Below are 24131 nucleotides of genomic sequence, written 5' to 3' on the forward strand. Positions count from 1 at the left end.
TCCGTCAGTTCTTGGCTGTCGGCCGACTGTCGCACCGGCCGCCGCGACCGTCAATAGCTGACGGTCAGTCAGATAACGCTGACCCCGGCGAGCCAGCCGCCGTCGATCACGAACGGCTGGCCGGTGATGTACGAGGAGTCGTCCGAGGTGAGGAAGAGGGCGAGCCGGGCCACCTCCTCCGGCTGTCCGACCCGGCCCAGCGGCACGAGCTTGCGGTACAGCTGGTCCAGGGCCCGGCTCATCTCCTCCGGGTCGGCGTCCGGGTCCAGCCGTGCCGGGTTGGACATGGCGGTGTCGATGGCGCCGGGGCAGATGGCGTTGACCCGGATCCTGCGGGCGGCCAGCTCCAGCGCGGCCACCCGCGTCAGCCCGAGCACCGCGTGCTTGGTCGCCGCGTACGTCCCCACGGCGGCCATGCCCGTCAGGGCCGTGTACGACGCGGTGTTCACGATCGTGCCGCCGTCGTCGAGCTCGGGCGCCACCGTCTTCATGCCCAGGAAGCAGCCGACCTGGTTGACCTGCACGACCTGCATGAACTCGTCCAGCGGGGTGTCCACCAGGGCGTTGAACCGCAGGATGCCCGCGTTGTTGACCAGCCCGTCGAGCCGCCCGTACTCGCGCTTGGCGGCCCGCACGGCGTCCCGCCAGCCCTCCTCCGTGCCCACGTCGAGGTGCACGTACAGCGCGTCTATCTCCCCGGCCAGCGCCTCCCCCTGCTCGTCCAGCACGTCGGCGACGACCACCCGGGCACCCTCCGCCCGGAAGAGCCGCGCCTCCTGCTCGCCCTGCCCGCGCGCCGCCCCGGTGACGATGACGACCCGCCCGTCCAGCTTGCCCATGCCGGCTCCTCCTGCTCAGTCCAGCCGGGGCGCGACCTCGGCCCCGAACACGCCGATCTGCTCGATCAGTTCGGCCCGGCTCCGGCTGCGGAACCGCACCTGGATCTGGTCCACGCCCATCGCCCGGTACGCCCGCAGCGACTCGGCGATCTCCTCCGGGGTGCCGGTGAGGGTGCGCCTTCCGACGTCCCAGCCGGCCCGGCCGACGTACAGCGGTTCGGCGAGGGCGCCCACGGTGAAGGGCCCCTCGACGCCGTGCTCGGCCCGCAGCGCCCGGATCCGCGCGATCTGCGCGGGCAGCCGCTCCCGCGGGTTCCCCTGCGGCAGCCATCCGTCGCCCTTGAGCGCCGCCCGGCGGACGGCGGCGGGCGACGAGCCGCCCACCCACACGGGCACGGACGGCTGCGTGGGGCGGGGCCGCTGGCCGAGGCCGGAGAAGTCGTGGAACTTGCCGTGGTGCTCGGGGAACTCCTCGGGGCCGAGGGCGGCGCGCAGGGCGTCGATGCTCTCGTCGAGCACGGCACCCCGCCGCGCGAAGTCCACCCCCAGCGCCTCGAACTCCTCCCGCACGTGCCCGGCGCCGACGCCCAGGACCAGCCGCCCGCCGGAGAGATGGTCGAGGGTGGCGTACTGCTTGGCGGAGAGCAGCGGGTGGCGCAGCCCGACCACGGCCACATGGCTGAGCAGCCGGACGCGTGCGGTCACGGCGGCGAGATGGGCGAGGGTGGCGACCGGGTCGTACCAGACCGTGCTCATCGCCTCGGCCAGCCGGCGCGGTACGCCCACGTGGTCGCAGACGGCCAGGTAGTCGAACCCGGCGTCCTCCACGGCCCGGGCGACCGCGACCAGGTCCGCCGGCCCGGCCGCGGCCTCCCACGCCTCCGTGTACAGGGTGCTCTGCGACTGGACGGGCAGCTGGATGCCGTAGGCGAGCGTCACGCCGACCCCTTCCAGAGCCCGTCCTCGGTCAGCCCCAGCAGCTCGATGGCGTTGCCCCGGACGATCCGCTCGACCACGTCGGCCGGCAGGTGGCCCATCTGCGCCTCGCCGACCTCGCGGGACTTGGGCCAGGTGGAGTCGGAGTGCGGGTAGTCGGTCTCGTACAGGACGTTCCGGACGCCGATGGAGTCCAGGTTCCGCAGCCCGAAGGCGTCGTCGAAGAAGCAGCCGTACACGTGCTCGGCGAACAGCTCGGACGGCGGCCGGCGGACCTTGTCGGCGACCCCGCCCCAGGCCCGGTTCTCCTCCCACACGACGTCGGCGCGTTCGAGGATGTACGGGATCCAGCCGATCTGCCCCTCGGCGTACATCACCCGCAGCCCCGGGAAGCGCTCGAACTTGCCGCTCATCAGCCAGTCGACCATCGAGAAGCAGCAGTTGGCGAAGGTGATGGTGGACCCCACGGCGGGCGGGGCGTCCGCGGAGGTGGAGGGCATCCGGCTGCTGGAGCCGATGTGCATGGCGACGACCGTGCCGGTCTCGGCGCAGGCGGCGAGGAACGGGTCCCAGTCGTCGGTGTGGACGGAGGGCAGGCCGAGGTGGGGGGGTATCTCGGAGAAGGCGACGGCCCGGACGCCGCGCGCGGCGTTGCGCCGCACCTCCTCGGCCGCCAGCCGGGCGTCCCACAGGGGTATGAGGGTGAGCGGCACGAGTCGCCCGCGCGCCTTCGGACCGCACCACTCCTCGACCATCCAGTCGTTGTAGGCGCGCACGCAGAGCAGGGCGAGTTCACGGTCCCGCGCCTCGGTGAAGGTCTGCCCGCAGAAGCGGGGGAAGGTCGGGAAGCACAGGGCGGACTGGACGTGGTTGACGTCCATGTCGGCGAGCCGGGCGGCCACGTCGTACGAACCCGCGCGCATCTGCTGGTAGGTGATGACCTCCAGACGGATCTCCTCCCGGTCGTAGCCGACGGCGGTGTCCAGACGGGTGAGCGGGCGGTGCAGGTCCTCGTAGACCCACCAGTCGCCGACGGGGCCGTCGGTGCTGCCGGGATCGCCCATGACGGGCTTGAAGCGCCCGCCCAGGAAGGTCATCTCCTTCAGCGGGGCGCGCACGATCCGGGGCCCGACGTCCAGGTACTTCTTCGGCAGCCGGTCCTGCCAGACGGTGGCGGGCTCCACGGTGTGGTCGTCGACGGAGATGATCAGCGGGAACTGTGTGGTCTCCATGCCGTTCACGGTAGCGCCGATCTGACGACCCGTCAGCTAATGACGAACGGCCGACGGATGCGAAGAGGGTGTGAACGCCTTGTGCACCGATGCATACCGGCCTGTGATCGGCGTCTCCCACGGCTGACGCAACTGCCCGGAACAAGGCAAACTGACGGGGTTGTTCATGATGCCGAGGGGGGCGAACGCATGGACGGTGGGCCGCGAGTACCTGAGCAGCGGCGTACCGGCTCCGTGGCCGGGGCCGAAGCCGGCGCCGCCACGGAGCCGGACGCGCTGCGCTTCAGCGTGCTCGGTCCGGTGCGGGCCTGGCGCGGCGCGGAGGCGCTGAACACCGGCTCCCCCCAGCAGCGCGCCCTGCTGGCCGCCCTGCTGCTGCGCGAGGGCCGTACGGCGACGGCGGCGGAGCTGATCGACGCGCTGTGGGGCACCGAGCCGCCGTCCCAGGCGCTGGCCGCGCTCCGCACGTACGCCTCCCGGCTGCGCAAGGTGCTGGACCCCGGCGTCCTGGTCAGCGAGTCCGGCGGCTACGCCGTACGCCGGCTGCGCGAGGGCGCCCTCGACCTGGCCGCGGCCCAGGAGCTGGCCACGGAGGCGGAGAAGGCACGCGGCGCCGGGGACCTCCGGCACGCCCGTGAGGCCCTCGGCCGCGCCCTGGACCTGTGGGACGGCGAACCGCTCGCGGGCGTGCCCGGACCGTACGCGGAGGCGCAGCGGGCCCGGCTGGAGGAATGGCGCCTGGGCCTGCTGGAGTCCCGCCTGGACATGGACCTGGAACAGGGCTGCCACGCGGAGGCGGTGTCGGAGCTGACGGCACTGACCGCCGCCCACCCGCTCCGTGAGCGCCTGCGCGAACTGCTCATGCTGGCCCTGTACCGCGGCGGGCGGCAGGCGGAGGCGCTGGCGGTGTACGCCGACACCCGCCGCCTCCTCGCCGAGGAGCTCGGCGTGGACCCGCGCCCGGGCCTCAGCGAACTCCAGCAGCGCATCCTCCAGGCGGACCCGGTGCTGCTCGAGCCCTCCGCCCCGGCGGCGGAGCCCGCGGCGGCTCCCGTGCGCCCGGCACAACTCCCCGCTTCCGTTCCGGACTTCACGGGCCGTGCGGCCTTCGTGAACGAACTGAGCGAGGTGCTGTCCTCCGCCTCCGAGACCGAGGGCCGGGTGATGGCCGTCTCGGCACTGGCCGGCATCGGCGGCGTCGGCAAGACGACGCTCGCGGTGCACGTGGCCCACCGGGCCCGCACCGCCTTCCCCGACGGCCAGCTGTACGTCGACCTCCAGGGCGCGGGCCCGCGCCCCGCCGAACCGGAGACGGTCCTCGGCTCCTTCCTCCGCGCCCTCGGTACGGCCGACTCGGCCGTACCGGACTCGCTGGAGGAGCGGGCGGCCCTGTACCGCTCGGTGCTGGACGGCCGCCGGGTCCTGGTCCTGCTCGACAACGCGAAGGACGCGGCCCAGGTACGGCCCCTGCTGCCCGGCACGGAGGGCTGCGCGGCCCTGGTCACCTCCCGGGTGCGGATGCTCGACCTGGCCGGCGCGCACCTGGTCGACCTGGACGTGATGTCCCCCGACGAGGCGCTGGCGCTGTTCACGAAGATCGTGGGCGAGGAACGGGTGGCGGCGGAGCGCGAGGCCGCTCTGGACGTGGTGGCGGCCTGCGGCTTCCTGCCCCTGGCGATCCGTATCGCGGCGTCGCGCCTCGCGGCCCGCCGCACCTGGACGGTCTCCGTCCTCGCGGCCAAGCTCGCGGACGAGCGCCGCCGGCTGGACGAGCTCCAGGCGGGCGACCTGGCCGTGAAGGCCACGTTCGAGCTGGGCTACGGCCAGCTCGAACCGGCCCAGGCGCGCGCGTTCCGGCTGCTCGGCCTCGCCGACGGCCCGGACATCTCCCTGGCCGCCGCGGCCGCGGCCCTCGACCTGCCGGCGGAGGACACGGAGGACCTGCTGGAGTCCCTGGTCGACACGTCCCTCCTGGAATCGGCGGCCCCCAGCCGCTACCGCTTCCACGACCTGGTCCGCCTCTACGCGCGATCCTGCGCCGACCGCGACGAACAGCCCCCCAGCGAACGGGGCGCGGCGATGTCGCGCCTGCTGGACTTCTATCTGGCGACGACGGCCGATGTCTACGCGATCGAGCGGCCCGGGGATCGCCTGGTGAACGACCTGGAGCCGACCAGGCACCCGGGCCTGCGCTTCGCGGAGGCGACGGCAGCACTCGACTGGCTGTACACCGAAGCGGCACCCCTTCTGGCCTGCGTGCGGCAGTCGGCAGGGACGGAGCGGCTGCGGCGCGGCGTCGACCTGCTGTGGGCGGCAAAGGACCTGACCGAGTCCGGTGCGTACTCCCGCCAGTACGAGATGACGGCCAGGTCGATGTGTGAGGCCACCCGGACGGTGGGGGACGCTCGTGCCGAGGGCCGGGCGCGCACCGTTCTGACCGACGTCCTGCTGGTGTCGGGGCGCATCCAGCCGGCGGAGGACGAAGCGCGGACCGCGATGCGCCTGGCGGAGGGCGAGGGTGACTCGACGGCTGCCAGTTGGGTGGCGAACAACCGAGGGCTGATCTGCCTCTACCAGCGGCGGTACACGGACGGTAGGGCGTACTTCGACCAGGCCATCGAGGGTTTCAGGGCCGCTGGCAACCGCCCCGGGGAGGCCTCCGCCCTGTCCAATCTGTCGCGGGCGCACTTGGGCGCGGGCGACACCGCCGAGGCGGTCGAGATCGCCATGCGCGGGCTGGGCGTGTACCTCAGCCTCGGCCGGACCATGCGGCTGGCCAACGGGCACTTCGCCGTGGGCGTGGCGCTGTCCCACGCCGGGCGGCACGACGAGGCGCTTTCCCAGTACGCCGAGGCGCAGGCCATTTTCAGCGATCACCGTCAGCGGCTGTGGGAGGGGACGACCAACTTCCGCATCGCCGAGGTGCACATGGCCACCCATTACGCGCCCCAGGCAGCCCAGCATGCCGAACAGGCCCTTGCGCTGGGGTGCATCGGCGGTGACCGGATGCGCGGCAACGTTCTGACGCTCCTGGGCCGGGCCCTCTCCGCCTTGGGGCAGGTCGACCGTGCGCAGGCCTGTTGGCGGGAGGCCCTTAACCTCTACGAACAGCAGGGCGCGGCGGAAGCGGAGGACGTGCGCGCGCTGCTCTCTCCGGCCACTGCGGCATAGGCGGCTCTCCGGCCGGGCCGCTCGAGGGCGTTCAGCATTCGTTTATCCGCGCAAGGCACGCTCTTATCAGTCAGACCATCGCGTCGGGGGGCAGATGGTCCGCCGGGGCCGGCCGGTAGTGTGCGGCTCCGATACGCCCGTCCGGCAGCCCTCGGGGGAGCTTCCGGGCGGGCGTTCACGACTCGTCACCACAGCGAAGGAAGCAAGATGAGCGACACCAAGAAGGACGCCGCAGCGAAGCCGCTGGACAACCACATGCCCAGCGAGCCGGCCACCGACGAGACCGTCACCACGCTCGACAACCACATGCCTTCCGAGCCGTCGGCTGATGCCATCAAGACGATGGACAACCACATGCCGGCCCCGCCGGCCCTGGACCTCGATCGCAAGTAAGCCACCACCCCGACGGGGATCGGCCGCGGCGGCGCGGAGGGGGAGCCGTCGCGGCCGAGGTGTGTCCGGGGCCGGGGGACCGTTCCGCCGGTCCCGGCCTCAGCGTGCCCGTGACCCGCTCCCCCGCAGTACCCCCTTCACGACCTTCCCGCTCGCGTTCCGGGGGAGTTCGGGGACGAACTCCACCGCTCTCGGGACCTTGTAGTTGGCCATCTCCCGGCGGGACCAGGCGATCAGGTCGTCGGCGGTGAGGGAGGCGTCGGGTCTGCGGACCACGAAGGCCTTGCCGACCTCTCCGAGGCGGGCGTCCGGGACGCCGATCACCGCCACGTCGGCCACGTCGGGGTGCAGGCCGAGCAGTTGCTCGATCTCGGCGGGGTAGGCGTTGAAGCCGCCGACGATGAACATGTCCTTGATGCGGTCGGTGATGCGCAGGTTGCCCTCGGCGTCGAGGACGCCGACGTCGCCCGTGCGCAGCCAGCCGTCGGCGGTGACCGCCTCCGCGGTGGCGGCCGGGTCGGCCCAGTAGCCGCGCATGACGTTGAAGCCGCGCACCAGCACCTCGCCGGGTGTGCCGGGCGGCACCCGGCCGCCCCGGGCGTCGGCGACCCGCACCTCCGTGCCGGGGATCGCCCGGCCGGACGTCGAGGCGATCACCGAGGGGTCGTCGCCGCGCCGGCACATCGTGACGATGCCGCTCGCCTCGGAGAGGCCGTAGGCGGTGAGGACCGTGCCGATGCCGAGTTCGCCGCGCAGGCGTTCCACCAGGCGGAGGGGGACCACGGCCGCTCCGGTGACGACCAGCCGGAGGGCCGAGAGGTCGTGGGCGCCGCGGGCCGGGTGGTCCAGGAGGGACTGGTGGAGGGTCGGCGGGCCCGGCAGGACCGATATCCGCTCCGCCTCGATGTTCGCCAGTGCCGTGTCCACGTTGAACACCGGCTGCGGGATCATCGCCGCCCCGCGCATCAGACAGGCGATCACACCGGCCTTGTAGCCGAAGGTGTGGAAGAAGGGGTTCACGATCAGGTAGCGGTCGGTGGCGCGCAGGCCGGCGAGCTCGGCCCAGATCTCGTACGCGCGCAGGGTCTGGGCGTGGGTGATCATCGCACCCTTGGGGCGGCCCGTCGTACCCGAGGTGAAGACCATGTCCGAGAGGTCCGTGCCGCACAACTCCGCCTCCCGAGAGCGGACTTCGGCCGCCGTCACCTCCTCGCCCGCCGCCAGGAAGTCCTTCCAGGTGCGGAAGTCCGGCGGTGCGTCGCCGGAGAGGACCACCACCTGTTCGAGGTCCGGCAGGCCGGGCAGCGGGCCCCGGCCGTCGGGCACCCCCTCGCCGGCCGCCCTCCGCAGCGAGGCCACGTACGACGTACCGAGGAACGTGCCCGTGACGAACAGCAGCCGGGTCCCGCTGCGGCGCAGCACGTCGGCGGCCTCGGTGCCCTTGAAGCGGGTGTTCAGCGGCACCAGCACCGCGCCCGCCGACACGGCGCCGAGCGCGGCCACGATCCAGTCGAGGGAATTGGGCGCCCACACGGCCACGCGGTCGCCCCTGGCCACCCCGCGGGCCAGGCAGGCCGCCGCGGCGCGTTCGATCCGGGCGCCGAGTTCGGCGTACGTGATCCTCGTCCGGCCCTCGACCACGGCCTCGGCGTCCGCGTACCGCTCGGCCGCGGACCGCACCAGTCGCGGGACGGTGCCCCAGTCACTCACAGCAGACCTCCCCGTGGCCCCACGTAGCTGACTGACCGTCAGATTAGCGGTAACCTGACGCACTGTCAGGAGAGGGGGCCTCGCATGGCAGGAACGGGACTCAAGGACGCCACCGCCGTCGTCGGCATAGGACAGACCGCCTTCGCCAAGCATCTTCCGGAGGACGAGCGGACGCTCGCCTGCCGGGCGGTGCTCGCCGCGCTCGACGACGCCGGGATCGCACCCGGCGAGGTCGACGCCCTGGCCTCCTACACCATGGAGGAGACCGACGAGGTGGAGCTGGCGAAGGCGGTCGGCTTCGGCGATCTGACCTACTTCGGCAAGGTGGGGTACGGCGGCGGCGGCTCCTGCGCCACCGTCGCCCATCTGGCCGCCGCCATCGCCGCCGGGCAGGCCACGGTGGGCGTGGCCTGGCGGTCCCGCAAACGGGGCAGCGGGCCCCGGCCGTGGACCAGTACGGCCGTCCAGCTGCCCACACCGGCGCAGTGGACACGGCCCTTCGGGCTGCTGCGGCCGGCGGACGAGATCGCCATGCTGGCCCGCCGGTACATGCACGAGTACGGCGCCACCCGCGACCACCTGTTCAACGTCGCCCTGGCCTGTCGCAACCGGGCCAACCAGAACCCGGCGGCCGTCATGTACGAACGGCCCCTGACCCGCGAGATGTACATGACGTCCCGGTGGATCAGCGAGCCGCTGTGCCTGTTCGACAACTGCCTGGAGACCGACGGGGCCCTCGCCTGCGTGGTGGTCTCCAAGGAGCGGGCGCGGGACTGCCGGCAGCGGCCGGTGTACGTGCACTCCGTCGCCCAGGGCCTGCCCGCCCAGCACCACGGCATGGTCAACTACTGGAACGACGACCCGCTCACCGGTCCCGCCTGGACCGCCGCCCGGCACCTGTGGAAGCAGGCGGACCTCACCCCGGACGACGTGGACGTGGCGCAGATCTACGACGCGTTCACCGCGCTGATCCCGCTCTCCCTGGAGGGCTACGGCTTCTGCGCGCGCGGGGAGGGAGGCGCCTTCACCGAGCAGGGCGCCCTGGAGATCGGCGGGCGGCTGCCGGTGAACACCGGGGGCGGCGGGCTCAGCGAGGCCTACGTGCACGGCTTCAACCTCATCAACGAAGGGGTGAAGCAGCTGCGCGGCACCAGCACCGCGCAGGTCCCCGGCGCCGCCACCTGCCTGGTCACGGCGGGCGAGGGCGTGCCCACCTCCGCGCTTCTGTTGAGGAGTTGACCCGCCATGCTCACTCCGGTCACCGACGCCGACGGCGCCCCCTTCTGGGAGTACGCGGCCCGGGGCGAACTGCGCGTCCAGGCCTGCGCCGACTGCGGCGAGCTCCGGTTCCCGCCCCGGCCCTGCTGCCCCCACTGCCAGTCCTTCGCGAGCGAGTGGCGGCCGGTGTCGGGGCGCGGGCGGGTGTGGTCGTACGTGGTGCCGCATCCGCCGCTGCTGCCCGACTACGCGGCGCAGGCGCCGTACAACGTGGTCCTCGTGGAGCTGGAGGAGGCCCCGCGGATCCGGCTGGCCGGCAACCTGGTCACCGGGCCGGGGGCGCCGCTCGGCTCCCTCGCCCCGGGCCGGATCCGGATCGGCGCCCGGGTGCAGGTGGTGTTCTCCGGCGGACTGCCGCAGTGGGTGCTCGCGTGAACACCGTGCGCCTCGACGTCGACGAGGACAGCGCGGTCGCCGTCGTCACGCTGGACCGGCCCGCGCGGCTGAACGCCGTCGACCTGGAGATGGTGGCGGAACTGACGGACGTGTGGCGGAAGTTGCGGTTCGACGACTCGGTGCGGGCGGTGGTGCTGACCGGGGCCGGGGAGCGCGCGTTCTGCACGGGCATCGACCGGGACGCGGTGGTACCGCAGCCGTCGTCGCCGTACATGCAGGACGATCCGCTGCTGGGGCTGGGGCCGAAGGCGAACGGCCTGTGGAAGCCGGTCGTGGCCGCCGTGCGCGGGATGGCGTGCGGGGGCGCGTTCTATCTCCTCGGCGAGAGCGAGTTCGTCGTCGCCGACACCACGGCCACGTTCTTCGACCCGCACACGACGTACGGGATGGTCAGCGCCTACGAGTCGGTGCTCATGGCGCAGCGGATGCCGTACGGGGAGGTCGCGCGGATGGTGCTGATGGGGACGGCCGAGCGGATCTCCGCGCGGCGGGCCCACGACATCGGGCTGGTCTCGCAGCTCACCGCGGAGGGCGAGGCCCTGGCGGAGGCGGTGCGCTGTGCCGCCGTCATCGCCTCGCACCCCCCCGAGGGGGTGCAGGGGACCGTGCGGGCGCTGTGGGCGGCCGAGGAGGCGGCGCGTGCGCAGGCGTTCGCGCAGGCGCCGCATCTGATCGCGCTGGGCAACCTGCCGCCCGAGCGGCAGGCCGAGCTGTTCGCCGCCCGCCGACCCGCGTTCGAGGTGCGTTAGGAGCTGACGTCCGCCTCCGGTTCCGCCTCGCAGTGGTCGACCTTCAGCCGGAGGCGGTCGCCGACCGGCACCCGGGTGGTCGCCGTGCCCCTGGCGGGCACCTCGACGGTGTAGGAGGAGTTGTTCAGGATCTGGGTGCCCTGGTCGTCGTAGAAGAGGACGTGGGCCTGGAACTCGGCCTCGCGGCCGTTCGGGTTCGAGATCTCGACCGTGGCGTACGGCTTCTTCGCGGTCGCGCAGGCGACCAGCTTCGCCGTCCCGTCCTTCAGCGCCCTGCCGCTCGTCGCGGAGGAGGTGGCGGTGGCCCGGTGGGTGGGGCGCCGGCCGTAGTTCCTCCCGCCGGTGCTTCCAGTCGTCCCGGAGCCGCCCGTCGCGCTGCTTCCGGCGGTCGTACCGCCGCTGCCGTAGGAGCCGTCGTCCGAGTCGTCGTCGTACGTCCCGCCGCCCGAGGTGGACGAGGACGAGCTGTCGTGGTCCTGGTGGGAGCTGCTGCAACCGCCCCCGCCGCCTCCGTGGCGGCCGTGGTGGCCCCGCGAGAATCCGCTGAGACTGAGGACCACGAGGGTCAGTACGGCCGTGTACCTGAGCGCGCGCGTCCGTGTTTGCAGGTGCATGCCATCACCATAGCCAGCGGCGGCCGGCCGTGTACCGCCTGGCGGGGAACGGTCACCAAAGGTAGCGTCGGCCCTGCGACGGCCGCCGTCCGGAGCCCTTCCGTGCGACCGGTACGGCGGCCGTCACGCTCGCCTCAGCCGGTCCGTGCCGTGCCCGTGCCCTTCTCCGCGTCCAGCGCGTAGACGCACCGGTCCTTGCTGCACGCGTACACCACACCGTCCTTGACCACCGGGGAGCCGGTGATCTCGCCCCCCGTCGCCAGCTTCCAGCGCAGCCGGCCGTCGTCGGCCTTCAGGGTGTACAGCAGGTGGTCGGTGGAACCGAAGTGGATGCGGCCTTCGGCCACCGCCGGCGCGCCCACGACGTCGCCGCCGGCCTGGAAGCGCCACTTGGGCGTGCCGGTGACCGCGTCCAGGGTGTAGAGGCCCTTGCCGCTGCCGACGTGCACGTGCCCGCCGGCCACCAGGACCGGTTCGACGGAGGAGCGGGACTCGGTGGCGATGCGCCAGCGGTCGCGGCCGTCGGCGGCGTCGAGGGCGTAGACCGTGCCGAGGTAGTCGGCGAGGTAGACCCCGCCGCCGGTGACGGCCGGGCCGGGGGCGAAGGCCGGCGGGCTGAGGAAGACCGCGGGGGCCTCGAAGTGCCAGCGCACCATGCCGCCGGCCGCCTCGATGGCGAGGACGCGGGTGCCGGCGGAGATGTAGACGTAGCCGTCGTCGGCCGGGTTCAGGCGTACCGGGACGCCGCCGCAGGAGGCCGCGTCACCGATGGGGTACGACCAGCGCTCCTCGCCGGTGCGGGCGTCCAGGGCGCGCAGCCGGGCGTCCTGCCAGACGTAGACCGTGCCGTCGTGGACGAGCGGGCCCGCCTCGGGGGACTCGAAGTCGGTCTGGCAGCCGCTGATCTCCCACAGCTTCTGCCCGCCCGTGGCGTCCCAGGCCTGGACGCCGCCGCCGCGGGTGCCGGTGACGACCGTGCCGCGGTCGGCCGTCAGGGAGTACACCCAGGCGTCCGTGGACAGCCGCCACAGGTCGGCGCCCTCGCGGGCGTCCAGGGCGAACAGGGTCGGGCCGTCGGACGCGTGGATACGGCCGTCCGCCACCGCCATCGACCAGGCCACGTCCCGCGTCTTGAAGCGGCGGCGGCCGGTGCCCACGTCCAGGGCGTGCACCTCGAAGGAGGTGACGTAGACGAGGTCGCCGTCGACGGCGGGAGTGCCCCAGACGTCGTTGGACATGCGGAACCGCCAGGGCCGCCAGCCGCTCGCCGTCTCCGGGGGCATGGGCGGGGCGGGCGGTACGGCGGGGTCGGCGCCGGCCACGCCGGGGCGCGGACGGGACCAGCTGGCGACCAGGCCGGCCTCCGGCGGGGGCGCCTTGACGGCGGCGGCGCGCGCGTCGGCGACCCGGGGCCCGGGGCCGATGGGCACCTTGGCGCCGGCCAGTTGCACCGGGCCGGTACCGGGGGCGCCGACCGGCACGGGGGCCGGGCCCGGGGGGTCGTACGGGGGCGGCGGGGGCACGGCCGCGCGGCCGCCGCTGCGGGGGCCGGGCGCGGTGGCCGGGGCGGGCTTGATCGCCGGACGGCCGCCGCGGCGGGACTCGATGAGGCCGACGGCCTTCTCGGGCAGCCAGGCGGACGCGGTGCCGCTGTCGTCGGAGCCGGAGCCGAAGAGGTGCGGGGCGAGCTGCGCCTGGAGGTCGGCGGGGTTGGGCCGGCCGGTGGCCTCCATCTGCATGCAGGACTCGATCAGGGGGCGCAGCTCGTCCGGCAGGCCGGTGAGGTCCGGGCCCTCGCGGAGCAGCATGAAGACGGTCTCGACCGGGTTGGCGCCGTGGAAGGGCGGGTGGCCGGTGGCGGCGAAGACCAGCATCGAGCCCAGCGAGAAGACGTCGCTGGCGCCGGTGACGCTGCGGGAGTCCTTGGCCTGCTCGGGTGACATGTAGGCGGGGGTGCCGACGGCCACGTTGGTCATGGTGAGACGGGTGTTCGAGACGCCGGAGGCGATACCGAAGTCGATCACCCGGGGGCCGTCCTCGACCACGAGCACGTTGGACGGCTTGAGGTCGCGGTGCACCAGTCCGGCGCCGTGGATGGACTGCAGGGCCTCCGCGACGCCCGCCGCGAGCCAGCGCACGGCCTGGGCCGGGAGGGGCCCGCACTCGTTCACTATCTCCTCGAGCGAGGGCGCGGGCACGTAGGCGGTGGCCAGCCAGGGCACGGCGGCGCGCGGGTCGGCGTCCACGACGGCCGCCGTGTAGAACCCGGAGACCGCGCGGGCCGCCTCCACCTCACGGGTGAAGCGCACCCGGAACAGCTGGTCCTCGGCCAGTTCGGTGCGCACCGTCTTGATCGCCACGCGCCGGCCGGACGCCGAGCGCGCGAGATAGACCAGCCCCATGCCGCCGGCACCCAGCCGGCCCAGCACCTCGAACGGCCCGATCCGCCGCGGATCGTGCTGCGTCAGCTGATCCACCACTTGCCTGCCACCTCCCCGTACGAGCCGCGCCACCCACATATGTACGCGACCGAAGTGCAGCGTCTCACCACCGCACCGCCTCGGCGGCACGCACCCCGATTCTTCCTGTCCGCGCCCCTGGTTGCGAACCAGGTGACAATTCGGGGTGTCTTCCGTCAAAGCGGGTGTTTCACCGCTGGAGCAGCGCGAAGGACGCTCCCTGATTGTCGGTGACGACGGCCACTCGTCCGTACGACGTCTCGAAGGGTGGCGCCTGCACCCGCCCGCCCAGCCGTACGACCGTCCCGAGCGCGTCGTCCAGGTCCGCGACCCGGAAGTGGGTGACGAAGTGCGGGGGCATCTCGGCGGCGAAGATCTCGGTGACGTCGGCGCGGCCGAAGTCGGGCTCGGCACCGCCGCCGAACAGGGCCGCGTGGAAGAGGTCGCCGTAGAAGGCGTTGGCGGCGGCGGTGTCGCGGGTGTAGAGCTCGGCCCAGACGAACGTGCCGGGCTCGTGCCGCCGCTCGAAGCCGGGGTGGGTGCCGGGCTGCCACAGACCGAAGATCGCGCCATCCGGGTCGGCGGCGAGGGCGGCGACGCCGAGGTCGCCCACCGGGAACGGCGCCATGACCACCTGCCCGCCCGCCGCCGCGATCCTGCGGCCGAGGGCCGTCGCGTCCGAGGTCGCGAAGGAGACCGTCCAGACGGTGGGCATACGGCCGTCCCGTTTGGGGGCCAGCGAGGCGACGAGGTCGCCGGCCAGCCGGGCCCACACGGAGGAGCCGTACGCCTCCTCGAAGGACCACCCGAAGAGCTCACCGTAGAAGCGCTTTCCCGCCTCGACGTCCGGCAGCTCGGCGTCCACCCAGCAGGGGACGCCCTCGGGGTACGCCTCTTCGTGCACGGATGCCCTGTTTTCGGCCATGCCGTCAAAGTAACCGGGTCGCGCGCACCGCGCAGACCAGGCACACCACCCCCAGAGCACCCGTGCACCCCATTTGCAGTCGGCCGAATCGCGCTCCGATCACCCCTCGGTAAGCTGACGGCATGACAGGACAAGTGCGTACCGTCGACGGCCGCGTGGCCGGCCGGCGTGGGCAGGCGACCCGGCAGAAGCTGCTCGACTGCCTCAGCGAGATGCTCAGCTCCTCCCCCTACCGGGACGTCAAGGTCATCGATGTCGCCCGGAAGGCGGGGACTTCACCCGCGACCTTCTACCAGTACTTCCCGGACGTCGAAGGCGCCGTCCTGGAGATCGCCGAGCAAATGGCGGCCGAGGGCGCCGGGTTGACCGAACTGCTCGAAGGGCGCACCTGGGCCGGCAAGGCGGGGTGGGCGACCGCGCAGGAACTCGTGGACGGCTTCCTGGAGTTCTGGCGGAAGAACGACGCGATCCTGCGCGTGGTCGACCTCGGCGCGGCCGAGGGGGACAAACGGTTCTACAAGCTCCGCATGAAGATCCTGAACTCGGTCAACAACTCCCTCGCGGACTCCATCACGGAGCTGCAGGCCAAGGGCAGGGTCGACAAGGACGTGAACCCGGCGGCGGTGGCCGGCTCGCTGGTCGCGATGCTCGCGGCGGTGGCGTCCCACCAGAAGGGCTTCTCGTCCTGGGGCGTGAAGCAGGCCGAACTCAAGCCGAACCTGGCACTGTTGGTGCACCTGGGCGTGACGGGCAAGAAGCCCACGCGGTAGCGCACCCCTTTCTTTTTCCGGCGCCGAGTCCTGTCTCGCGGGCGGTGGTTCACATGACGTGAGCCGCCGCCCGCCGTGCTGCCGGGGGCGTCAGGCGGGCAGCGGCCGGTCCTGGACCACGTGCTTCATCACCAGGGTCGACGTCAGGCGCTGCACCCCCGGCAGGGTCGCGAGCCGCTCGTCGTACAGCCGCTGGAAGGCCGCGAGGTCGGCGGTGGCGACCCGGAGCAGGTAGTCGGGTTCGCCGAACAGCCGCTGGGCGTCCAGCACATGATCCAGTTCGCTGACGGCCCGCTCGAACTCGGCGACCGTGTCGCGGTCCTCCTGCCGCATGGACACGAAGACCAGCGCCTCGAAGGTCAGCCCGAGCGCCGCCGCGTCCACGACCGCCCGGTATCCCTGGATGGCTCCGGAGCGCTCCAGCTCGCGCAGCCGCCGGTGACAGGGCGAGACGCTCAGGCGCACGCGGGCGGCCAGCTCGGTCACGGTCAGCCGCCCGTCCTGCTGCAGCTCGGCAAGGATTTTGCGGTCCACGTCGTCCATGAGACAGATATTTGCCCAGTTTCCGCGATCATGGGCAAACTTCAGGAACACTTTCGGGCCAATCGCGCCTAATGTCCCCAGCATGGACTCGGGACTGCTCTTCTCCTTCCTCGCCGTCGACCTGCTGCTGGTGTGCGTACCGGGCGCCGACTGGGCGTACGTCATCGCGACCGCCCTGCGCGGCAGCTCGGTGACGCGCGCGGTGGCGGGCCTGGTCTGCGGATACGCCCTGCACACCGTCCTGGCGACGGCGGGCCTGGCGGTGCTGGTGGCGGGCTCGCCGCGGCTGCTGACGGCCCTGACGGTGGCGGGAGCGGGGTACCTGCTGTGGCTGGGCTGGTCGGTGCTGCGCCGCCCGGCCGTCCCCGGGGCGGCGGACGCGCCCGCGCCCGCCGGCCGGCTCTTCCTCCGCGGTGCGACGATCAGCGGCGCGAACCCCAAGGGCCTGCTGCTCTACCTCTCCGTGCTCCCGCAGTTCCTCACCCTCGACGGCACGCATCTCCCCGTGGCCGCGCAGACCGCGGCGCTGGGCCTGCTGCACATGGCGTGCTGCGCGGCCGTCTACCTCGCCGTCGGCGTCCTCGCCCGCGCCCTGCTGTCCGCCCGCCCGGCGGCGGCCCGAGCGGTGACCCGCACCTCGGGCGCGGCAATGCTGGGAATCGGCGCGTTCCTGCTGGTGGAGCGGCTGGCGACGCTCTAGCCGCGCGTCCGGCCGGGAGCGCCGTCCCGCCCCTCAGGGAGCCGCGGTGAGCCGGAAGAGCCGGATCTCCCTGGTCACCCGGGCCTGGTAGGTGGCGTACGGCGGCCAGAACACCAGCAGGGCCCGCCAGGCCGCGGCGCGCTCCTCCCCCGTGAGCAGCCGGGCGGTGACCGGGACGTCCCGCCCCTCGACGCTGATCGAGGCGTCCGGGTGGGCGAGGAGGTTGTGGGTCCAGGCGGGGTGGCCGGTCCGGCCGAAGTTGGAGCCCGCGAGGAGCCAGCCGCGGCCGTCCTCCTGCGGCATGCACGCGAGCGGGGTCCGGCGGGGCAGCCCGCTGCGGGCGCCGGTGGAGGTCAGGATCACGCCGGGCAGCAGCTGGGCGCTGAGCAGCACCCGCCCCCGGGTGAGCCGGTGCACCCCGCGGTCCAGGGCCGGGATCACCTGCGGGGCGACCCTGGCGAACAGCCGGGTGGACGACACCTTCTGCACGAGCCGGACGCCGGCGGCGCGGGCCATCAGACCGCCGCCTCCCCGTGCGCGAAGAGCCCGGCGGTCTCGGCGGCCCGGTCGCGCAGCCGGTGCACCGGCCCGAAGAGCAGCTCGTCGCCGGCCGCCCGTTTGAAGTACAGGTGGGCGTCGTGCTCCCACGTGAACCCGATCCCGCCGTGCAGCTGGATGCCCTCGGCGGCGGCCGCCTGCAGCGCCTCCAGCGCCTGCGCGAGCGCGAGCCGGCCCACCTCCTCGCCGTGGGCGGCGGCCCAGGCGGCGTAGCAGGCGGCCGACCGGGCGGCCTGCACCGCCACGTACACGTCCGCCAGCCGGTGCTTGACCGCCTGGAAGGAGCCGACCGGCCGCCCGAACTGCACCCGCTGGCCGACGTACTCGACGGTCCGTTCCAGGGCCCGGCCGGCCGCTCCGGCGGCCTCGGCGGCGAGCACGGCGGCGACCGTGTCCCCGAGCGCGGCGAGCGCCGGCAGGACGCCGGCGTCGTCGTCGCCCAGCAACTCGGCGGTCACATCGCGCAGTTGCACCTGCCCCTGCGGCCGGGTGGCGTCCAGGGCGGTCTGCCGGGTCCGTACGAGTCCCGCGGCGTCCCCGGCCACCAGGAACAGCCGCGTCCGGGACCGGGCGAAGCCGCCGGTGTGCGCGGCGACCAGCAGCAGTCCGGCACTGTGCCCGTCCAGCACCTGGTCGGCCTGTCCGTACAGGGTCCACCCGTCGGGGGTCCGCCGGGCCTGCACCCCGCCGGCCCGTCCCCCGCCCGCGCGGTACCCGTCGTTCCGGCCGGTCAGGGCGAGGGCGGTGGCGAGGTCGGGGCCCGGGACGGCGAGGGCGGCGGTGAGGCCGCCCGCGGCGAGCCGGGGCAGCAGGCCGGCCCGCTGGGCCTCCGTGCCCAGGGCGAGGATCAGCGGGGCGGCGAGGACGGACGTGGCGAGCAGCGGCGAGGGGGCGAGGGCGCGTCCCGTCTCCTCGCAGGCGAGGGCCAGTTCGGTGACCGAGCAGCCGACGCCGCCGTACCGCTCGGGCAGGGCGAGGCCCGGCAGGCCGAGCCGGTCGGCGAGGGCCGACCACAGGAGGGGGTCGTACCCGTCCGGGGTGTCCACGGCCGTCCGCAGCTCCCGCGGGCCGCAGCGTCGGTGCAGCAGCTCGCGCAGGGTTCGGCGGATCTCGTCCTGCTCTGCGGTGAGGCGCGTGTCCATGGCTGATCCCTCCGGACCGTGTCTGACGGTGCGTCATATTAGGTCGCCACGGCGGGGATGCCCAGAGACCGGACCCTGCCGCCCGCACCGGTATCTGATGTACCGTCAGATTTATGACGCCAGGGACCAGGAAAGTCGCCGTGGTGGGTGCGGCCCTCGCCGACTGCGGCCGCGTGGACGACGCGACCCCGTACTCCCTGCACGCCCAGGCGGCCCGCCGCGCCCTGGCGGACGCCGGGCTGGACCGCGCCCGGGTGGACGGCTTCGCCTCGGCGGGCCTGGGCACGCTGGCCCCGGTGGAGGTCGCCGAGTACCTGGGTCTGCGGCCCACCTGGGTGGACTCCACCTCCGTCGGCGGCTCGACCTGGGAGGTCATGGCGGCCCACGCGGCGGACGCGATAGCGGCGGGCCACGCGAACGCCGTCCTGCTGGTCTACGGCTCGACGGCGCGGGCGGACATCAGGGCGGGCCGCAGAACGGGCGACCTGTCCTTCGGCGCCCGCGGCCCGCTGCAGTTCGAGGTGCCCTACGGCCACACCCTGATCGCCAAGTACGCGATGGCGGCCCGGCGCCACATGATCGAGTACGGCACGACGATCGAGCAGCTGGCGCAGGTCGCGGTGCAGGCACGGGCGAACGCCGCCCTGAACCCGGAGGCGATGTTCCGGGACCCGGTCACCGTCGACGAGGTGGCGGCGGGCCCGCTGATCGCCGACCCCTTCACCAGGCTGCACTGCTGTCTGCGGTCGGACGGCGGCGCGGCGGTGCTGCTGGCGGCCGAGGAGTACGTGCGGGACTGCCGTACGGCCCCCGTCTGGGTCCTCGGCACCGGCGAGCACGTCTCCCACGCCACCATGTCCGAGTGGCCGGACTTCACCGTCTCCCCGGCCGCGGTGAGCGGCGCCCTGGCCTTCGAGCGCGCCGGTGTCCGCCCGTCCGAGATCGACTTCGCCGAGATCTACGACGCCTTCACCTACATGACCCTGGTGACCCTGGAGGACCTGGGCTTCTGCGCCAAGGGCGAGGGCGGGGCGTTCGTCGAGAAGGGCCGCCTGCTGGTGCGGGGCGGGGACCTGCCGGTGAACACGGACGGGGGCGGGCTCTCGGCCCAGCATCCCGGTATGCGGGGACTCTTCCTGCTGGTGGAGGCGGTACGGCAGCTGCGCGGGGAGGCCGGCGAGCGGCAGGTGCGCACGCGGGACGGGATGCCGCCGCGGCTCGGGGTGGCGTCGGGGACGGGAGGCTGGTTCTGCTCCTCGGGGACGGTGGTGCTGGGCCGGGAGTGAGCGGGCCCTCGGCGACCGCCCGGCCCCCGCCGGCCGGGCGGCCGGGGTCCCCCGCACGGGTGGCCGGGGCCGTGCGCGCCCCGGCCGATCGTGGCCGCCCCGCCGGGCGATACTCGCCCCATGGCACAACAGGATCTCCACGAACTGCTCCGGTCGCAGCGGGTCTGGGCCCCCGGGACGACGCAGCTGCGGCCCTTCGACCCGGCCACCGCTCCTCCCACACCGCTGACGTTGTTCACGCACTGGTTCGCGGAGGCGGTCGCGGCGGGGCAGCCCGAGCCGCACACGATGTCGCTGGCGACGGTGGACGAGGACGGGAAGCCGGACGTCCGGATCGTGATGCTGCACGGCGCGGACGTCGACGGCTGGTCCTTCGCCACGCACGCCACCAGCCGCAAGGGCCGGGCCCTGCGCGCCCACCCGGACGCCGCCCTGGCCTTCTACTGGCCGGTGCTCGGGCGCCAGGTGCGGGTGCGGGGGGCGGTCACCGCGGCGCCGTCCGAGGAGAGCCAGGCCGATCTGCACGCACGGACCACGGGGGCGCTGGCCGCCGCGCTCACCGGCCGGCAGAGCGAGGAGCTGGACTCGCTGGAGGAGCTGGGCCGGGCGTCGGAGGCGGCCTGGGAGAAGGCCCGCGAGAACCCGTCGGAGCCCTCCCCCACCTGGACCCTGTACCGGCTGCGCCCCGAGACGGTGGAGTTCTTCCAGGGCGACGCGGACAGGCGGCACGTACGGCTGGAGTACCGGAGCACCGGGTTCGGCTGGAGCAGGGGGCTGCTGTGGCCGTGAGCCGGCCGACGCGGGCGGGTTCCGGCTAGCTCCAGGGCCCGTCCGGCACCAGGGCGCGCAGTACGGCCGTCAGCCGGGGCGGCTCGACGGGGTCCGGCAGCCGGCCCAGCTCGGACCACGCGACCCAGGCGTGGGTGTCCAGGTTCGCCCGCTCGTCGGGGAGCAGGCCGGTCCGCACGAGCGGAGGCCGTTCCGTGCCGAACCGCGCGACGAAGAACCGCTCCGTCCCGACGTGCCGTCCGCCGTTCCACCACAGGTCCCGGTCGACCGGCACCGAATGGTCGAGGACCGCGGCCGGGTCGAGTCCGGTCTCCTCGGCCAGCTCGCGCCGCGCCGCCTCCAGCGGGGTCTCGCCGGGTTCGATGCCGCCGCCGGGTGGCTCCCAGAGCCACGACCCGTCGAACGGGTCGCGCCAGCGCAGGAGCAGCAGGCGGTCGGCGGGGTCCAGGCAGATGACCCGTGCGGCGGGCCGGTGTGAAGTCTCCACCGGCCCGACGCCATGCGCTCCGCGGCCCGCTGCCGAGACCGCCCGCGTGAACCCGGCGCGAGGCCGCCTCCGCCGGCGGCCTCAGCCGCCGAACCGCCACACCGCGAAGTCCGCGACCGGCCGGTACCCGATCCGCTGGTAGAGGGCGTTGCTCGTCGGGTTGGCCAGGTCCGTGTAGAGGAGGATCTCCGGTACGCCGGAGTCCCGCGCGGCCCGGCTCACCTCCGCCGTGACCGCGCCCGCGTAGCCGCGTCCGCGCAGGGCGGCCGGGGTGTAGACGGGGGCTACCCGGACCTGGCCGGCGATCTCCGGGGTCGCTCCGGCCATCGAGACCGGGGTGCCGTCCGGCGTCTCCCACAGGGTGGCCCCACCGCGGGCGATACGGGCGTCGGCCCATTCGGCGGGGTCCTGGGGCTCCGCTCCCACCGCCTTTGTGAACTCCCCGTACCAGCGGATCAGCAGGTCACGGTCGCCCGGGCCCGCGATCCGCGCCCGGCCTTCCGGCTCCGGTCCGGGCAAGGTCAGCCCGGCCAGCCGGTACAGCCGTTGCCGCTGGTGGACGGCAGCCTCCGCGCCGGTGCGCCGCCGCCAGGCCGCCGCGAGGGCCGCCGCCGTCTCCCGTTCACCGCAGACCCCCGGCACCGGGTGCCCGGTGTCCGCCAGCCGCGCCGCCAGGGCGCCGGCCCCGTCCGGGGTGAGCGGGGTGACGTGGAGGGGGAAGGGCGGTGTGTGCAGCAGCACGGCCCGGACCCCGCCCGCCGTCTCCAGCACGCCGAACAGGGGCGGTTCGCCGCCGTAGACGTGCGGGCCGCGGCGGCGGAGCGCGTCCGTCACCGTCAGCGGAACCGTGTGCAGGGCCGGTTCGGAGCGCAGGAAGTCGCCCGCGCGGTCGAGGAGTTCGTCCAGGTCTTCGGTCAGGTGCCAGTCGTCGGGGTGCATCCGGTCATGATCGGCTCTCCCCCTCCGGGCCGAACACCGGATTTCCCTCGCGGAACGCCACCCGCAGCGGCATTCCGGCCGCCAGTTCCGCCTCGGCGCACGCCACCACCTGCGTCATCATCCTCGGCCCCTCCGCCAGGTCGACCACGGCCGCCGTGTACGGGGTGCGTTCGCCGAAGGGAGGCAGGTCGTTGCGGTGGACCGTGGACCAGGTGTAGAGGGTGGCCCGGCCGCTCGCCTCCTCCCATCCGACCTCCTCGCTCCAGCAGTACGGGCAGAACTCGCGGGGGTAGTGGTGGGCCCGGCCGCACTCCGCGCAGCGCCGGATCAGCAGCCGGCCCTCGGCCGCCGCCGCCCAGTAGGGGCGCGTGAAGGCGTCGGGTTCGGGAAGGTCGTAGCGCGCCGCCCCCATCAGAACCAGCCCAGCCAGGCGTCCACCGACCAGGTCTGCCAGGCCATCCCGAAGAAGCCGGCCAGGGAGATCAGCGCCATCATCGAGTTCTGGCCCTGCTCCGCCCAGTCGTGGATCATGAGGACGAAGTAGATCGCGTTCAGCAGCAGGCCGCCGAGCAGGGCGACGGGCGTCAGGAATCCGGCGATCAGTCCGAGGCCGAGGGACAGTTCGGCGTAGGCCACGACGTACGCCATGAGTTTCGGGTACGGCTTGACCACCGTGTCGAAGCCCGCCCGGACCGGGGCCCACCGGTGCTTCGCCGCCACGTCCGCCGCCCAGGCGATCCCGCTCCCGCGCTCGAACCAGGCCTTCTTGTCCTTGTGCCGCCAGCTCTCCAGCCACCACAGGCCGAGGCCGATACGCAGCACCGCCAGCCACTGAGCGCCGTCCAGCCATATCGAGTCCATGGATCTGACGGTACGTCAGGTGGGTCACCTTGCCGAGTCCTCCGCCGGGGGTTCGTGTGGGCTGCGTCACGAGCGGCGGTCACATCTCCACACACGTGATCAATCCGCAACCAATTCCGGTCTTGACCGAGACCCATCAAGCGGACGTGTGATTACGCTCCCGCTCATGGCAGCCTCCCGTCCCGCTCCCGCACACCTCTCCCCGACCCCGGCGGACCGCCCGGTCTACGTCATAGGCGCCGGTCCGGGCGGCCTGGCCGCCGCGTACGCGCTGCGGGCCCGGGGCATACGGGCGGTGGTGCTGGAGAAGGCCGACCGGGTGGGCGCCTCCTGGCGCGGGCACTACGACCGGCTCCATCTGCACACCACCCGCCGGCTGTCCGGACTGCCGGGCCTGGCGATGCCCCGCCGGTTCGGGCGCTGGGTCTCCCGCGACAACGTGGTGCGGTACCTGGAGAAGTACGCCGAGCACCACGAGCTGGAGATCGTCACCGGCGTCGAGGTGCACCGCGTGGAGCGGACCGGGGACGGCACGGGCTGGCTGCTGCACGCCTCCGGCGGACGGGAGCTGACCGGCAGCGCGGTCGTCGTCGCCACCGGCTTCAACCACACCCCGCGCATCCCCGACTGGCCCGGGCGGGAGGGGTACGACGGCGACGTCCGGCACGCCGGCGAGTACCGCGACGCCGAGCCGTACGCCGGCCGTGACGTGCTCGTCGTCGGTGTCGGCAACACCGGCGCCGAGATCGCCGTGGACCTGGCGGAGGGCGGGGCCGCCCGGGTGCGGCTGGCGGTGCGCACCGCTCCGCACATCCTGCGCCGGTCGACCCTCGGGTGGGCCGCCCAGTACACCGGCGTGCTGGTACGGCGGCTGCCGGTGGGGCTCGTCGACCGGCTCGCGGGCCCGGTGGGCCGCATCAGCACCCCCGACCTGTCCGCCCAGGGGCTGCCCCGCCCGGACACCGGCCTCTACACCCGGGTGAAGCAGGGCGCCATCCCGGTCCAGGACGTCGGTCTGATCGACGCCGTGCGCCGGGGGAAGGTGGAGGTCGTGGCCGCCGTCGAGGCCTTCGAGGACGGCAAGGTGGTCCTCGCCGACGGCAGCCGTCTCTCGCCGGACGCGGTGATCGCGGCCACCGGGTACACGCGGGCCCTGGACGGGCTCGTCGGGCACCTGGGCGTACTGGACGAGCGCGGCAGGCCGGTGGTGCACGGCGGGCGCACACCGGGACAGGCCACCGGTCTGTACTTCACCGGTTTCACCAACCCCATCAGCGGAATGTTCCGGGAGATGGCCCTCGACGCCGGACGGATCGCCAAATCGGTGGCGAAGACACTGAGGTAGCCGCGCGAC

General features: G+C 73.6%; 24 protein-coding genes. 10 read left to right on the forward strand and 14 right to left on the reverse strand.

The features are described 5' to 3' along the window. Positions 1-68 precede the first annotated feature (68 nt). Genes ACF08B_RS05460 through ACF08B_RS05470 form a run of 3 tightly spaced genes read right to left on the reverse strand, consistent with a single transcriptional unit; the run spans position 69 to position 3007 of the window. Positions 69-839: an SDR family NAD(P)-dependent oxidoreductase gene (locus ACF08B_RS05460; RefSeq protein WP_093475688.1), complete on the reverse strand. Its 771-nt coding sequence runs from the start codon at positions 837-839 to the stop codon at positions 69-71. Positions 840-854: 15 nt separating this feature from the next. Continuing rightward, positions 855-1778 carry an LLM class F420-dependent oxidoreductase gene (locus ACF08B_RS05465; protein WP_392316205.1) on the reverse strand — a complete coding sequence of 308 codons (924 nt, stop codon included), beginning with the start codon at positions 1776-1778 and terminating at the stop codon, positions 855-857. Then, complete coding sequence (locus tag ACF08B_RS05470) at positions 1775-3007, reverse strand: amidohydrolase family protein (protein ID WP_392316206.1); 1233 nt, start codon at positions 3005-3007, stop codon at positions 1775-1777. Before ACF08B_RS05470 ends, ACF08B_RS05465 begins: the two co-directional genes overlap by 4 nt. A 189-nt stretch (positions 3008-3196) precedes the next feature. Between ACF08B_RS05470 and ACF08B_RS05475 the strand changes: the two genes are divergently transcribed. Beyond that, positions 3197-6178 (forward strand): BTAD domain-containing putative transcriptional regulator, encoded by a 2982-nt coding sequence (locus ACF08B_RS05475; RefSeq protein ID WP_392316207.1) that lies wholly within the window; start codon positions 3197-3199, stop codon positions 6176-6178. A gap of 207 nt (positions 6179-6385) precedes the next feature. After that, positions 6386-6571, forward strand: coding sequence for a hypothetical protein (locus tag ACF08B_RS05480; RefSeq protein WP_392316208.1), 186 nt, complete (start codon positions 6386-6388; stop codon positions 6569-6571). 99 nt (positions 6572-6670) lie between these two features. Here the strand turns inward: ACF08B_RS05480 and ACF08B_RS05485 are convergent, their stop codons facing one another. Beyond that, positions 6671-8281, reverse strand: coding sequence for a FadD3 family acyl-CoA ligase (locus tag ACF08B_RS05485; protein ID WP_392316209.1), 1611 nt, complete (start codon positions 8279-8281; stop codon positions 6671-6673). Between the two features lie 84 nt (positions 8282-8365). Here ACF08B_RS05485 and ACF08B_RS05490 point away from each other — a divergent pair, with 84 nt between their 5' ends. Genes ACF08B_RS05490 through ACF08B_RS05500 form a run of 3 tightly spaced genes read left to right on the forward strand, consistent with a single transcriptional unit; the run spans position 8366 to position 10704 of the window. After that, a complete protein-coding gene (locus tag ACF08B_RS05490; RefSeq protein WP_392316210.1) occupies positions 8366-9520 on the forward strand; it encodes a lipid-transfer protein in 1155 nt (384 codons plus the stop codon). 6 nt (positions 9521-9526) lie between these two features. Then, entirely contained in the window at positions 9527-9934 is a 408-nt protein-coding gene (locus tag ACF08B_RS05495; protein ID WP_392316211.1) for a Zn-ribbon domain-containing OB-fold protein, read from the forward strand. Then, complete coding sequence (locus ACF08B_RS05500) at positions 9931-10704, forward strand: enoyl-CoA hydratase/isomerase family protein (protein WP_392316212.1); 774 nt, start codon at positions 9931-9933, stop codon at positions 10702-10704. Before ACF08B_RS05495 ends, ACF08B_RS05500 begins: the two co-directional genes overlap by 4 nt. Here ACF08B_RS05500 and ACF08B_RS05505 read toward each other — a convergent pair. The 3 genes from ACF08B_RS05505 to ACF08B_RS05515 all read right to left on the reverse strand — a co-directional run bounded on the left by ACF08B_RS05505 (position 10701) and on the right by ACF08B_RS05515 (position 14702). Further along, a complete protein-coding gene (locus ACF08B_RS05505) occupies positions 10701-11318 on the reverse strand; it encodes a hypothetical protein (RefSeq protein ID WP_392316213.1) in 618 nt (205 codons plus the stop codon). The genes ACF08B_RS05500 and ACF08B_RS05505 overlap by 4 nt on opposite strands. A gap of 134 nt (positions 11319-11452) precedes the next feature. Then, a complete protein-coding gene (locus ACF08B_RS05510; RefSeq protein ID WP_392316214.1) occupies positions 11453-13798 on the reverse strand; it encodes a PQQ-binding-like beta-propeller repeat protein in 2346 nt (781 codons plus the stop codon). Positions 13799-13967: 169 nt separating this feature from the next. After that, positions 13968-14702: a VOC family protein gene (locus tag ACF08B_RS05515; RefSeq protein ID WP_392316215.1), complete on the reverse strand. Its 735-nt coding sequence runs from the start codon at positions 14700-14702 to the stop codon at positions 13968-13970. A gap of 134 nt (positions 14703-14836) precedes the next feature. Between ACF08B_RS05515 and ACF08B_RS05520 the strand changes: the two genes are divergently transcribed. Further along, positions 14837-15472 carry a TetR family transcriptional regulator gene (locus tag ACF08B_RS05520; protein ID WP_073888325.1) on the forward strand — a complete coding sequence of 212 codons (636 nt, stop codon included), beginning with the start codon at positions 14837-14839 and terminating at the stop codon, positions 15470-15472. A gap of 90 nt (positions 15473-15562) precedes the next feature. Here ACF08B_RS05520 and ACF08B_RS05525 read toward each other — a convergent pair whose 3' ends face one another. After that, complete coding sequence (locus ACF08B_RS05525; RefSeq protein ID WP_073888324.1) at positions 15563-16015, reverse strand: Lrp/AsnC family transcriptional regulator; 453 nt, start codon at positions 16013-16015, stop codon at positions 15563-15565. 82 nt (positions 16016-16097) lie between these two features. On the opposite strand from ACF08B_RS05525, the gene ACF08B_RS05530 reads away from it, so the two are divergent. Beyond that, a complete protein-coding gene (locus ACF08B_RS05530; protein ID WP_392316216.1) occupies positions 16098-16715 on the forward strand; it encodes a LysE family translocator in 618 nt (205 codons plus the stop codon). A gap of 33 nt (positions 16716-16748) precedes the next feature. Here ACF08B_RS05530 and ACF08B_RS05535 read toward each other — a convergent pair whose 3' ends face one another. Together ACF08B_RS05535 and ACF08B_RS05540 are read right to left on the reverse strand one after the other, a co-directional pair. Further along, positions 16749-17231: a nitroreductase family deazaflavin-dependent oxidoreductase gene (locus tag ACF08B_RS05535; RefSeq protein ID WP_392316217.1), complete on the reverse strand. Its 483-nt coding sequence runs from the start codon at positions 17229-17231 to the stop codon at positions 16749-16751. Next, positions 17231-18415: an acyl-CoA dehydrogenase family protein gene (locus ACF08B_RS05540; protein WP_392316218.1), complete on the reverse strand. Its 1185-nt coding sequence runs from the start codon at positions 18413-18415 to the stop codon at positions 17231-17233. Before ACF08B_RS05540 ends, ACF08B_RS05535 begins: the two co-directional genes overlap by 1 nt. A 113-nt stretch (positions 18416-18528) precedes the next feature. On the opposite strand from ACF08B_RS05540, the gene ACF08B_RS05545 reads away from it, so the two are divergent. Both ACF08B_RS05545 and ACF08B_RS05550 read left to right on the forward strand, forming a co-directional pair. After that, entirely contained in the window at positions 18529-19701 is a 1173-nt protein-coding gene (locus ACF08B_RS05545) for an acetyl-CoA acetyltransferase (RefSeq protein ID WP_392316219.1), read from the forward strand. Positions 19702-19821: 120 nt separating this feature from the next. After that, positions 19822-20490, forward strand: coding sequence for a pyridoxal 5'-phosphate synthase (locus ACF08B_RS05550; RefSeq protein ID WP_392316220.1), 669 nt, complete (start codon positions 19822-19824; stop codon positions 20488-20490). Between the two features lie 25 nt (positions 20491-20515). On the opposite strand, the gene ACF08B_RS05555 is transcribed toward ACF08B_RS05550, so the two are convergent. The 4 genes from ACF08B_RS05555 to ACF08B_RS05570 all read right to left on the reverse strand — a co-directional run bounded on the left by ACF08B_RS05555 (position 20516) and on the right by ACF08B_RS05570 (position 22777). Then, the gene (locus ACF08B_RS05555) at positions 20516-20977 is read right to left on the reverse strand and encodes an NUDIX hydrolase (protein ID WP_392316221.1); all 462 of its coding nucleotides are present in this window, start codon (positions 20975-20977) and stop codon (positions 20516-20518) included. Between the two features lie 81 nt (positions 20978-21058). After that, positions 21059-21916, reverse strand: a complete 858-nt coding sequence (locus ACF08B_RS05560; RefSeq protein ID WP_392316222.1) for a GNAT family N-acetyltransferase — start codon at positions 21914-21916, stop codon at positions 21059-21061. Positions 21917-21920: 4 nt separating this feature from the next. Beyond that, positions 21921-22328 carry a Zn-ribbon domain-containing OB-fold protein gene (locus ACF08B_RS05565; RefSeq protein WP_392316223.1) on the reverse strand — a complete coding sequence of 136 codons (408 nt, stop codon included), beginning with the start codon at positions 22326-22328 and terminating at the stop codon, positions 21921-21923. Then, positions 22328-22777: a DoxX family protein gene (locus ACF08B_RS05570; protein WP_392316224.1), complete on the reverse strand. Its 450-nt coding sequence runs from the start codon at positions 22775-22777 to the stop codon at positions 22328-22330. The genes ACF08B_RS05565 and ACF08B_RS05570 overlap by 1 nt, the downstream gene beginning before the upstream one ends. A 166-nt stretch (positions 22778-22943) precedes the next feature. Between ACF08B_RS05570 and ACF08B_RS05575 the strand changes: the two genes are divergently transcribed. Next, positions 22944-24122, forward strand: coding sequence for a flavin-containing monooxygenase (locus ACF08B_RS05575; RefSeq protein ID WP_392316225.1), 1179 nt, complete (start codon positions 22944-22946; stop codon positions 24120-24122). Positions 24123-24131: the final 9 nt, after the last annotated feature.

It is taken from the genome of Streptomyces sp. NPDC015139 (assembly GCF_043079785.1).
Taxonomy (GTDB): domain Bacteria; phylum Actinomycetota; class Actinomycetes; order Streptomycetales; family Streptomycetaceae; genus Streptomyces; species Streptomyces albidocamelliae.